Origin of the sequence: Mycobacterium sp. BK086, from assembly GCA_004362315.1 — a bacterium.
Taxonomy (GTDB): domain Bacteria; phylum Actinomycetota; class Actinomycetes; order Mycobacteriales; family Mycobacteriaceae; genus Mycobacterium.
This window is the reverse complement of sequence record SNWL01000009.1, coordinates 144,862-156,569: the sequence shown is the minus strand read 5'-3', so window position 1 is coordinate 156,569 and position 11,708 is coordinate 144,862. Positions and strand designations below refer to the sequence as shown.

Sequence of the window (11,708 nt, the reverse complement as noted above, 5' to 3'; positions counted from 1 at the left end):
ATTCGTTGTGGGCTAGGCCGCGCCCTTCTTGGCGCTGCCGGCCGAGCCACCGGACTTCTTCGACGAGCTGTCGCTCTTGGCCGAGCTGTCGCTCTTGGAATCCGAGGACCCCTTCGACGACGGCGGCTTCGGAAGCGACGGCAGCGACACCTTGGGCGGCGCGGGCAGCGACACCTTGGGCGGCGCAGGCAGCGACAGCTTCGGCGGCGCGGGCAGCGACAGCTTCGGCGGCGCGGGCAGCGACAGCTTGGGCAGCGACGGAGCCGACACCGTCTTGCTCGGAGCAGCCTTGCTCGTGGTTGCCGGTGCCGGAGCGCTGTCCGGGACCTTCAGCGAGACCGTCGGCGCATTGCCGGCGATGCTCGTCACCGAATCGTTGACGCTCTTCACCGTGGCGGCTCCTGCGGCACCGGCCGCGGCCAGGGCCGCAGCCCCTGCTCCGGCGTTGATGCCACCACCGATGTGGATACCACCGAGGTTGAAGCTGATGTTGATCCCCAGGCTCGCGTTGATCGACTTGACCAGGGAGTTCAGCCCTGCCGCGAAGTTCGCACCTGCGGTCGCCAGAGCATTCACCACGGCTTCCGGTGTCGGGAACGCCGCCAGCGCGGCATTGATCGCCGCGTTCAGTGCCGTGCCGCCGACGACCAACCCATTGCGGAGAGCATCGATCAACTGGTTGCCCGCTGCGACACCGGCTTCCAGGCCGGCCTGCAGCACCGCGGCGCCGTTGTTGAACAACTGCTGTCCGGCCGCGAGCACCGTATCGAGCCCGCCGCCGAGCACACCGGTCAGCGCGTCGACAAACGCGGCAGGGCTCGGGAAGTTGGCCAGCGCGGCGTTGAACGCTGCGGCCAACTGCGCGCCACCGTTCGCCAACGCGTTGATGATCGCCTGTGCCCCATCGAGATTCAGGTTGAGCACCGCTTGCAGCGCAAGACCCAGGTTGACGTCGATGTTGCTGAAGGCGTCCACGAGGGCGTTGATGAAGGCCTGCGGGTTCGGGAACGCCGCCAGGGCCGCCTGGAACGCCGCATACAGGGCGCTGGCCGGGTTGCCCAGCGCATCGAGCAGCGCCTGGAAACCGGTGACTCCCGCCGCAATTCCCGCCTGGATCGTGTCCGCCACCTGGCCCGTGAACGTCGTGAAGGCGTTAGCGAGGATTCCCAGCGCGGGGTTGATCGCGCCCAACGCGTTGTTCAGTGCGGCCACGAACGCCTCCGGGCTCGGGAAGTTCGCCAGCGCGGCATTGAAGGCCGCGGCCAACGCCGCCCCACCCGAGACCAGTGCATCGATGAACGCCTGCGGACCATCGATCGCCGCGTTCAGCACGAGCTGCAGTGCGAGCCCAAGGTTGGCGTCGATGTTGCCGAACGCATCCACCAGGGCGTTGATGAACGCCTGCGGGTTCGGGAACGCCGCCAGGGCCGCCTGGAAGGCAGCGAACAACGCACTCGCCGGGTTACCGAGCGCGTCGAGCAGCGCCTGGAAACCGGTGACTCCCGCCGCAATTCCCGCCTGGATGGTGTCAGCGAGCTGGCCGGTGAACGTGGTGAACGCGTTGGCCAGCACCCCGAGCGTCGGGTTGATCGCCGCGAGCGCACCGTTGAGGGCCGCGACGAACTCCGCCGGCGACGGGAAGTTGGCCAGCGCGGCGTTGAAGGCCGCGGCCAAGGCCGCCCCACCGGAGACCAGTGCGTTGATGAACGCCTGCGGACCATCGATCGTCGCGTTGATGATGGCCTGCAGGGCCAGCCCCAGGTTGACGTCGATATTGCTGAACGCCTGAACCAGAGCGTTGAAGAACGCCTGCGGGTTCGGGAAGGCGGCAATGGCCGCCTGGAGCGCCGCGAACAGGGCACTGGCCGGGTTACCGAGCGCATCGAGCAGCGCCTGGAATCCGGTGAGCCCGGCCGCAATTCCCGCCTGGATGGTGTCGGCGAGCTGGCCAGTGAACGTGGTGAAGGCGTTGGCCAGCACCCCGAGCGTCGGGTTGATCGCCGCCAAGGCTCCGACGAACGCATCCACGAAGGCCTGCGGTGACGGGAAGTTGGCCAGCGCGGCGTTGAAGGCCGCGGCCAGTGCCGCCCCACCCTGGATCAGCGCGTTGAGGAACGCCTGCGGTCCGTCGATCGCCGCGTTCAGCACCGCCTGCAAGGCGAGCCCGAGGTTGACGTCGATGCTGCCGAACGCCTGAACCAGCGCGTTGATGAACGCCTGCGGGTTCGGGAAGGCGTTCAGGGCTGCCTGGAAGGCCGCGAACAGGGCGCTGGCCGGATTGCCCAGCGCATTGAGCAGCGCCTGGAAACCGGTGAGCCCAGCCGCAATTCCGGCCTGCAGCGTGTCAGCCAACTGCCCCGTGAAGGTCGTCAGCGCATTGGCCAATACCCCGAGGGTCGGGTTGATGGCCGCGAGCGCACCGTTGAGGGCCGCCACGAATGCCGCCGGCGACGGGAAGTTGGCCAGCGCGGCGTTGAAGGCCGCGGCCAGGGTTGCCCCGCCCGAGACGAGCGCATCGATGAAGCCCTGTAGGCCATCGACACCGAGACTGAGCGCCGCCTGCAAGGCCAGCCCGAGGTTGACGTCGATATTGCTGAACGCCTGAACCAGCGCGTTGAAGAACGCCTCCGGGTTCGGGAACGCCGCCAGCGCAGCCTGGAAAGCCGCGTACAAAGCACTGGCCGGATTGCCCAGCGCATCGAGCAGCGCCTGGAAACCGGTGAGCCCGGCCGCAATTCCGGCCTGGAGCGTGGTAGCGAGCTGACCCGTGAACGTGGTGAACGCGTTGGCGAGGATGCCGAGCGTCGGGTTGAGCGCCGCCAGTGCGCCCGTGAACGCGTCGACGAATGCCTGCGGCGAGGGGAAGTTGGCCAGTGCGGCATTGAAGGCCGCGGCCAGTGCCGCCCCACCTTGGATCAGTGCGTTGAGGAACGCCTGCGGTCCGTTGATGGTCGCGTTGATGACAGCCTGCAGGGCCAGCCCGAGGTTGACGTCGATGTTGCCGAACGCCTGAACCAGCGCGTTGAAGAACGCCTGCGGGTTCGGGAACGCCGCCAGCGCAGCCTGGAAGGCCGCGAACAAAGCGCTCGCCGGATTGCTCAGCGCATTGAGCAGCGCCTGGAAACCGGTGAGCCCGGCCGCAATTCCCGCCTGCAGCGTGTCAGCGAGCTGACCCGTGAAGTTGGTGAAGGCAGTGGCCAGAACGCCGAGGGTCGGATTGATCGCCGCGAGTGCACCGTTGAGGGCCGCAACGAACGCTGCCGGACTGGGGAAGTTGGCCAGTGCGGCATTGAAAGCCGCCGCCAACGCGGCCCCACCGGAGACCAGCGCCTCGAGGAACGCCTGCGGTCCGTCGATGGTCGCGTTGATGACAGCCTGCAGGGCCAGCCCGAGGTTGACGTCGATGTTGCCGAACGCCTGAACCAGCGCGTTGAAGAACGCCTGCGGGTTCGGGAACGCCGCCAGCGCAGCCTGGAAGGCCGCGAACAAAGCGCTCGCCGGATTGCTCAGCGCATTGAGCAGCGCCTGGAAACCGGTGAGCCCGGCCGCAATTCCCGCCTGCAGCGTCTCGTTCAACTGACCCGTGAACGTCGTCAGCGCATTGGCGAGGATGCCGAGGGTCGGGTTGACCGCCGACAACGCAGCGGTCAGAGCGGCGGCGAAGTCCGCCGGGCTCGGGAATGCGGCCACGGCAGCGTTGAACGCGGCAGCGAGCGCGGCGCCGCCGGCCTCGATGGCAGCGGCCAGATCGGCCGCACCCTGGATGCTCACATTGAGCGCAGCCTGCAGCGCCAGTCCGAGGTTGACGTTCACATTGGTGAACGCCTGCACCAGGGCATTGATGAAGACCTGGGGATCTCCGAACTGAGCCACGGCGTTGTCGACCGCTTGGGCGAGCGCGCTGCCGCCGTCGAGTAGACCGTCGACGATGGACTGGACCGCCGTGTTACCCGATCCAATGCCGGAGATGAGCGCGGCCTGCAGCGCGTCACCCAACTGAGTGATCGCGGTGTCGGCGGCGCCGTTGAGGGCGTTGAGCCCGCCCTTCACGCCGTTCCAGCCGTTGTTGATCGCCTGGATGACATCGGAGAGCGAGGACAGTGAGACATCGGCCAGGGCCGAGAGCGCCCGATCTTGCGCTAGATGGAGGTTTGGCGGCGTGACCTGAATGGGCGCCAACGCAATCGCGCTCGCGCCGAATACTGCCACCCCCGCGGTCAGGTATGACCGAACAGCAACGTCCATGACTATCCCTTCAAAATGGCTGTGCCCCGATAGGCGCGAACTTACCTGAGAAGAACCTAAGTAGCCAAGAGATTCCTCTCAGATTTTTTGCGTTGCTAGTCAATTTAAGAAGCGAAATGCTTCCAGTTAGCTGTCGCGAACTTCGCTAAATTTATTTGACGTTCGTGCATACAAATGATTAGCAAATATCGGTGCTGCTGCTGTGCCCATGAGCCGAGCGGGCTGCGACCTGCGTGTGTGCTGCCGACGCCTGGTAGCGCACGTCCCGGCTTTGCGCGCAGGCCATACGCCCGGTCAAGTGATAGCAAGCTGTCCGCTTAACCCGGTGGCCCACAGCCGCCTTCGCCGTGACCGTTGCCCCCGGCAGGCGGCTTCCGGAAAAATTCATGGAGATTCACAGCGGCGACACGCCGCACCGGGCCCGCTCCCACGAGCTCGCCCGGCCGCAGTAGCTCGGGGACTGACATCGCTGACGAGTTTGCGAGCGGTGGTTTGAACCGTGCGCCGGGTGGGAACAGTGGGACCAACGTGTTTCCCAAGCTCACCGAGCGGTAGACCTGGGAGCGCAGCACCGCCAAGGCGGCGAGCGTTATTGGTATTCCCTGATTACGGGGCGCTCTATGTTCGCTGACTGCGTGGATTATCCGGACTTAATTGGGTCCAGTCGCATTAACTAGGTGCGTATTTCTCACAGGATCGCGCTCGCAATCCTAGAAATTCCTGAGAGCCCGTCGATGAGGCCCGGAATCGGTCAGCAAACAATCTGCAGCGGTGCCACCGGTCGGCTTCCGGGACTCCGCGCCCTGCGGGCAGACGGAGATGTACCCAACCGCGAGTCAGAATTAACCCTCGTGCAGAAAGCTGCCGTCACCAGGCGTGAAAAAGCTCTGCTCGCCGCCGTGGGTATGGCGACGAGCAGAGGTGGATCGGGTCGCGCTGGGCGGGATACGGCCTATTTGCCGCGCGGGAGACCCAGAACCTGCTGGGCGATGATGTTGCGCTGGATCTCCGAGGTCCCCCCGGCGATCGTTCCCGAGAAGCTGCGCGCATGACGCTCGAACCAGCTCGCGAAGTAGTGATCCAGGTTCATGTGCGCATACGGTCCCGTGCTGGACGGATGCACCAGGCCATCCGAACCCGCTGCGGCAAGAGCGTATTCGGACGCGCGCAACTCCGCCTCCGAGCCGAACAGCTTGACGACTGACACCGATGCCACGTCGGATTCGCCCCGCGCGGCCTTGGCCAGCCCGGAGGAACCCATCAGGCGCAATGCCTGGTAGTCCATGATCATCGAGGCGTACTGGTCTTTCTCCAGCGGCGTGCGCGGTTCGAAGTCGCCGATCATGTTGGCGATCCGGTCGGCGAATCCCAGCCACATCATCGTGCGCTCGTGGCCCAGGGACCCGTTGGCCACTCCCCAGCCGCCGTTGAGCGGACCGACGAGATTCTCGGCAGGCACCCGCACATCGGTGAAGAACACCTCGTTGAAATCCTTGTCGTCGACCCCGCAGATCGACGCGAACGGCCGGCATACCACCCCGGGCAGGTCGGTCGGGATGATCAGCACGCTGATCCCCTTGTGCTTGGGCGCATCCGGATCGGTCCGTACGAATGTCAGCAGGAAGTCGGCGTCGTGCGCACCGGAGGTCCACACCTTCTGGCCGTTGACCACGAAGTGGTCGCCGTCGCGTACCGCACGCGTGCGCAGGGAGGCCAGATCGGAACCGGCACTCGGCTCGCTCATGCCCAGCGATGCGGTCTTCTCGCCTTTGAGCACGGGCACCGCCCAGCGGTGCTTCTGCTCATCGGAGCCGAACGAGATCAGCGACGCCGCAATGATGTTCACGCCCTGCGGGTTGAAGCTGTGATAGATCCGCCGGTTGCACAGCTCCTCGAGATGGACGAATTGCTGCAAGATCGACGCGTTGCGGCCGCCGAACTCGGGCGGCTGCGCGGGCAGCAGCCAACCGTTGTCGAACAAGAGCCGCTGCCAGCGTCGCGCCCAGTCGGGCATGTGCGACACCGACCGTGGCCGCTCCAGGGTCTCGGCCTCGGTCGGCAGGTTGGCGTCGAGGAACGCACTGAACTCGTCGCGGAAGGCCTCGACGTCGGGATCGAATGAAAGTTGCATCTACAGTTCCCGGTACTCGTCGGCGATGACGGCGCGGTGTTCGGCAGCGCCGCCCAGCATCAGCTCGCCGGCCTTGGCGCGCTTGAGCGCGAATTGGACGTCGTTCTCCCACGTGAAGCCCATGGCTCCGAACAGTTGGAGGCCATGCCGGAACACCACCGACTGGCAGTCACCCGCCGCCGCTTTCGCCATGGCCGCGGCCAACCGCCTGCGCGGGTCGTCGGCGCTGATCGTCAAGGCGGCGAAGTAGGCCAGGGCGCGGGCCCGCTCGATCGCGACGTGCATGTCGACGGCCTTGTGCTGCACGGCCTGGAACGAGCCGATCGGCACCCCGAACTGCTGGCGGTCCCGCACATGCTGCAAGGCCAGATCGAGAATGCGCTGACACGCCCCGACCGTTGTGATCGCCAGGCCGGTCAGTGCGATGTGCCGGGCCCGCTCGGCGTCGGCGTGCACGCGGTCGTCATCGGAGACACGCACACCGGGGAACGTCACATCGGCGACGTGCAGCACCGGGTCGAAAACCTGGATCGGGGTCACGGTCGCGACGGACGCGTCGACGAGGAAGACGCCGCCGTCGGTCACCACGGCCAGCTTCTGCGCGCGGTCGGCGTCCAGGACGTAGCGCGCGGTCCCCGACAGCACCCACCCGTCGGCATCCCGATGTGCGGTGACGCCGTCGAACACCGCCGCGCCCGCCTGCTGCGGGTCGTAGCGGTCGCCGGCCAACGGCGCGAATTGGGTGAGGGTCGCCAGGAACGGGGTCGGGTCCGTCGCGCGGCCGAACTCCTCGAGCACGATCGCGAGTTCGACGGCGTTCTCGGCCTCGGCCAGTTCGGTCCAGCCCGCCTCGACGTAGGACTCCCACAGCGGTCCCGGGTCGACGCCGTCCTCGGCGATCCCGCGGATCAGCGAGGCCGGGCACTGCTTGGCCACCGCGTCGCGCACAGTGTCCTGCCACAACCGCTGATCAGCATCGAATTCCAATAGCACCCGTTGCCTCCTGCCCGGACGGGACCGATGTGAATGGAAATCCAATTCTCCATTCGTGCGCCACCGGTTCTCCCTAGACGGTATCGCACTCTACCGGCTGATTTGCTTGCTGCCTACGGTCGGTTGAGGCAAAGTGGTAATGAGGTTCTACTCTCAATCGCGAGAACAGTATTCTTGCCGTTGAAGAACTTGGATTTACACGCCAGTTCGAGCACCCGGAAGGTGGGTTTGGTGATAGAGCACCGCGACGGGACGACGACTCCCGTGATCGACGCGAGCGTGCACATCTTCTTCGGGTCGACCCCCGAGTTGCGGGGAGTGATGCGGGAGCCGTTCAAGAGTCGTGGCTTCCCCGACTACGAGATGGACTGGTACGGCGCCCCCGGCGGCGAGTACCTCGACGGAACCCGCGGACCCGACCGGCAGTACCCGGGATCCGACCCGGCGTTCGTCGCCCAGCAGCTGTTCACCGATCGTGGGGTCGACGTCGCGGTCCTGCACCCGATGGGCCGGGGCATCATGCCCGACCGGCACCTGGGCACGGCGATCCTGGCCGCCCACAACGAGATGATGGTCTCGCGCTGGCTGGACCACCCCGAGTTCGGCGAGCGCTTCCGCGGCACCATTCGGGTCAACCCCGACGACATCCGCGGCGCATTGCGCGAGATCGACAAGTACAAGGACCACCCCCGCGTCGTGCAGATCGGCATCCCGCTGCAGTCTCGCGAGCTCTACGGCAAGCCGCAGTTCTGGGACTTGTGGCAGGCGGCGGTCGACGCCGGATTACCGGTGGCCGTCCACATCGAAACCGGCGAGGGCATCGCGTTCCCGCCGACCCCGTCCGGGCACACCAGGACCTTCGAGCAGTACCTGGGCTTCATGTCGCTCAATTACATCTATCACCTGATGAACCTGATCGCCGAGGGTGTGTTCGAGCGGTGGCCGGACCTGAAGTTCGTCTTCGCCGACGGTGCCGGCGACATGATGACGCCCTTCATGTGGCGGATGGACTGCTTCGGGCGGCCCCACCTGGAGCAGACGCCGTGGGCGCCGAAGATGCCCAGCGATTACCTGCCCGGACACATTCACTTCATCCACAACAGCCTCGATGGGCCAGGGGATGCCGACTTCGCCGACCAATGGCTGTCCTTCACCGGCAAGGAGGACATGGTGATGTTCGGTTCGAGCTATCCGCACTGGCACTGCGCCGATATCCACGCGCTACCCGCAGCGTGGACACCTGAACAGCGGGAGAAAGTCTGCTGGCGCAATGCCGCGCGGCTCTATGGCATAGACATTCCAGCCGGCGTGACCGCACAGTAGATGTGAGCTAAGGAGACCACGATGACTCTGACCCATAGCCAGGAGCGAGTCGCTCCCGCCGAACGCGTTGCCGTCCGCTGCGTCGACTCAGACGTGCACCCTGTACCCAAGCGCGGGGCGCTGCAGGAGTACATCCCCGAGCCGATTCGCAGCAAGTACTTCAGGAACCACCGGGTCGGCGAGACGATCTACTACGACGCCCCGGACTACGCGCACGCCTACGCGATGCGGGTGGATACCTTCCCCGACGACGGCGAGTTCGCCTGCAGCGACCCCGACCTCGCACTCAAGCAGGCCGTGATGGAGGCGGGCGCCGACATCTGCATCCTCGAGCCCGCACACGCGCCGTGCCGGATACCGGAAGCCACGGCGGCATTGTCCTACGCGCACAACAGCTGGCAGGCCGACCACTGGCTGGACAGCAAGACCAACTGGCACGAACGCTGGCGCGGGTCGATCTGCGTGGCCATCGAGGACCCCGAGGGCGGGGCCCGCGAGATCGAGAAGTGGGCCGAGCACCCTTACATGGCGCAGGTCATGATCAAGGCCGAACCGCGCCCGTCGTGGGGCGACCCCAAGTACGACCCGATCTGGGCGGCGGCCACCAAGGCCGGAAAGCCGGTGAGCTGTCACCTGTCGCGCGGCTTCTTCGAGACGCTGCCGATCCCGCCGGTGGGCTTCCCGAGCTACAACCACGACTTCATGGTCAGCTACTCATTGCTCGCCGCCAATCAGGTGATGAGCATGATCTTCGACGGGCTGTTCGACCGCTTCCCCACCTTGCGGATCGTGTTCGTCGAACATGCCTTCAGCTGGATCCTGCCGCTGATGTGGCGGATGGACGCCATCTACGAGGCCCGCAAGCCCTGGATGGACATCAAGCGCAAGCCCAGCGAGTACGTCAAGGAACACATCAAATTCACCACCCAGCCGCTGGATTACCCCGAGGACAAGACCGAACTCCTTCGGGCCTTCGAGTGGATGGAATGCGAGAAGATCCTGCTGTTCAGCTCGGACTACCCGCACTGGACGTATGACGATCCGCGCTGGCTGGTCAAGCACCTGCCCGAGCACGCGCGGGAAGCGGTGATGTTCCGCAACGGCATCGAGACCTATGGTCTGCCGGATACCGTGCCGGCCCTCGAGGGCCAGACGCGGGTGTTCTGACAGAGATGACCGAACCGAAGAAGCAGCCCCGCCTGGCGCAGGGCCGCGAGCACGTGGTCGCCACCGTCGACGAAATCCCGCCCGGCACACACAAACTGGTGCCGATCGGCCGGCACGGGGTCGGCGTGTACAACGTCAACGGCACGTTCTACGCCATCGCCAACTACTGCCCGCACGAGGGTGGCCCGCTGTGTTCGGGACGCCCGCGCGGGCGCAACATCGTCGACGAGAGTGTTCCCGGCGACGCGGTGATGGTGCGCGACATGGAATTCATCTACTGCCCGTGGCACCAATGGGGGTTCGAGTTGGCAACTGGCACCACGGCGGTCAAGCCCGAATGGAGCATCCGCACCTACCCGGTGCGCGTGGTGGGCGACGACGTGCTGGTGACCGCATGAGCGCCTCGGTGACCGCCGGTCCGCAGCTGCGCGACGGCGAACAGGTCATGGAGATCAACGGCGGCAACGTCGTCTACGAAATCCTGGGAGACACGGGCGATTTCATCGCGCTGACCCCCGGAGGCCGGTACAGCAAGGACATCGAAGGCCTGCGTCCGCTGGCCGAAGAACTGGTCAAGGGCGGCTACCGGGTTCTGCTGTGGGACCGCCCCAACTGCGGCAAGTCCGATCTGCAGTTCTACGGCCAGAGCGAATCCCACATGCGCGCCGAGACGCTGCACGGGTTGATCACCGGCCTGGGTATCGGTCCGTGCATCATCGCCGGCGGTTCCGGCGGTGCCAGGGATTCGATCCTCACGACGATCCTCTACCCCGAGATCGCCACCAAGCTGGTGGTCTGGAACATCGTCGGCGGCGTGTACGGCAGCTTCGTGCTGGGCTCGTACTACCTGGTGCCGAGCATCCTTGCGGTGCGTGGTCTTGGCATCAAAGGCCTTCTGCACGTGGATGAATGGAAGGAGCGCATCGCCGAGAACGCGGCGAACAAGGACCGGATCCTGGCGATGGACGCCGACGAGTTCCTCCGTGTCATCCTGCGCTGGCTCAACGCGTTCGTTCCCAAGCCCGGCCAGGCGATACCCGGTGTCGACGACGAGTTCTTCGGCGATATCAAGGTGCCCACCCTGATCATTCGCGGCGGCGAGAACGACTGGGACCATCCCAAGCGCACGTCGATGGAGGTCAACTGCCTCATCAAGGGTTCGACGCTGATCGACCCGCCGTGGCCCGAGGACGCCTGGGAGCGTGCGGGTGAAGACCGGGCATCCGGGAAGGTCAAGCGGTTCAACATGTTCGACACCTGGGTGCAGGCCGCCCCGGCCATTCTGGACTTCCTGCGCCGATGAGCAGCCGGTTCCACTCACACCAAGCGGATGTGGACCTCGCAATTGGTCGAGGCCTCCAGTGCGGTGTGCACCCGGCTCTCCGGGATCCGAGTCATGTCGTCCTTGCTCAACGTCACGACGATGATGTCGTAGCCGTCGTCGCCAGCGGTCCGGTCGATCTCGCCGCGCAACCCGAACCCGGCCAGCACCCCGTGCGCGTCGTCGTCGGTGCCACGGCTGACATAGGTCACCACGCCGATGACCGGCGCGGTGCCGAATGCCTTGGCACACAGGGTGATCGCGTTGCGTTTGAGCTCCTCGATATCTTCGGGGGCGGTATTGCCGATCAACATCTCGGCTTCGCGCCGACCGCGCGGCATCGCCGCAAGGTTGTTGTCGACCACCGTCACACCGCCCTGATCGGCAAGCGCGCGCAGCGCCGCGACGCCCTCGGCGAGCTGCGCCGGTGTCAGTTCACCGGGCGGGTCGACGTCGACACGAACCACAGCCGTTCTCATGCGCCTCAGCCTAGCGACCGCGTGCCGAGTGCCCGAACCAGAAGAGGTG

Annotated in this window: 8 protein-coding genes; 4 read left to right on the top strand and 4 right to left on the bottom strand. The window is 65.8% G+C overall.

What is annotated here, in order from left to right:
• Positions 1–12 precede the first annotated feature (12 nt).
• From EV580_RS30010 to EV580_RS30000, 3 genes are all read right to left on the bottom strand, one after another.
• Entirely contained in the window at positions 13–4,245 is a 4,233-nt protein-coding gene (locus EV580_RS30010) for a hypothetical protein (protein WP_133696257.1), read from the bottom strand.
• Positions 4,246–5,197: 952 nt separating this feature from the next.
• On the bottom strand, positions 5,198–6,376 hold the full coding sequence (locus EV580_RS30005; protein WP_133696256.1) for an acyl-CoA dehydrogenase family protein: 1,179 nt from the start codon (positions 6,374–6,376) through the stop codon (positions 5,198–5,200).
• Positions 6,377–7,369, bottom strand: a complete 993-nt coding sequence (locus EV580_RS30000; protein ID WP_133696254.1) for an acyl-CoA dehydrogenase family protein — start codon at positions 7,367–7,369, stop codon at positions 6,377–6,379.
• A 231-nt stretch (positions 7,370–7,600) separates the two neighbouring features.
• On the opposite strand from EV580_RS30000, the gene EV580_RS29995 reads away from it, so the two are divergent.
• The 4 genes from EV580_RS29995 to EV580_RS29980 are packed head-to-tail and all read left to right on the top strand — an operon-like array spanning position 7,601 to position 11,162.
• Positions 7,601–8,692, top strand: coding sequence for an amidohydrolase family protein (locus EV580_RS29995; protein ID WP_133696253.1), 1,092 nt, complete (start codon positions 7,601–7,603; stop codon positions 8,690–8,692).
• A 21-nt stretch (positions 8,693–8,713) separates the two neighbouring features.
• Positions 8,714–9,859, top strand: a complete 1,146-nt coding sequence (locus EV580_RS29990; protein WP_133696251.1) for an amidohydrolase family protein — start codon at positions 8,714–8,716, stop codon at positions 9,857–9,859.
• Between the two features lie 5 nt (positions 9,860–9,864).
• Entirely contained in the window at positions 9,865–10,257 is a 393-nt protein-coding gene (locus EV580_RS29985) for a Rieske (2Fe-2S) protein (protein ID WP_133696249.1), read from the top strand.
• The gene (locus tag EV580_RS29980; RefSeq protein WP_133696247.1) at positions 10,254–11,162 is read left to right on the top strand and encodes an alpha/beta fold hydrolase; all 909 of its coding nucleotides are present in this window, start codon (positions 10,254–10,256) and stop codon (positions 11,160–11,162) included. The genes EV580_RS29985 and EV580_RS29980 overlap by 4 nt, the downstream gene beginning before the upstream one ends.
• 14 nt (positions 11,163–11,176) lie before the next feature.
• Here EV580_RS29980 and EV580_RS29975 read toward each other — a convergent pair whose 3' ends face one another.
• Positions 11,177–11,659 (bottom strand): hypothetical protein, encoded by a 483-nt coding sequence (locus EV580_RS29975; protein ID WP_133696246.1) that lies wholly within the window; start codon positions 11,657–11,659, stop codon positions 11,177–11,179.
• Positions 11,660–11,708 lie beyond the last annotated feature (49 nt).

What these genes read in the sequence shown, in the direction of transcription:
- EV580_RS30010 (WP_133696257.1), bottom strand. Translation starts at nt 4,245, where the DNA reads ATGGACGTTGCTGTTCGGTCATACCTGACCGCGGGGGTGGCAGTATTC.
- EV580_RS30005 (WP_133696256.1), bottom strand. Translation starts at nt 6,376, where the DNA reads ATGCAACTTTCATTCGATCCCGACGTCGAGGCCTTCCGCGACGAGTTC.
- EV580_RS29990 (WP_133696251.1), top strand. Translation starts at nt 8,714, where the DNA reads ATGACTCTGACCCATAGCCAGGAGCGAGTCGCTCCCGCCGAACGCGTT.
- EV580_RS29985 (WP_133696249.1), top strand. Translation starts at nt 9,865, where the DNA reads ATGACCGAACCGAAGAAGCAGCCCCGCCTGGCGCAGGGCCGCGAGCAC.
- EV580_RS29980 (WP_133696247.1), top strand. Translation starts at nt 10,254, where the DNA reads ATGAGCGCCTCGGTGACCGCCGGTCCGCAGCTGCGCGACGGCGAACAG.
- EV580_RS29975 (WP_133696246.1), bottom strand. Translation starts at nt 11,659, where the DNA reads ATGAGAACGGCTGTGGTTCGTGTCGACGTCGACCCGCCCGGTGAACTG.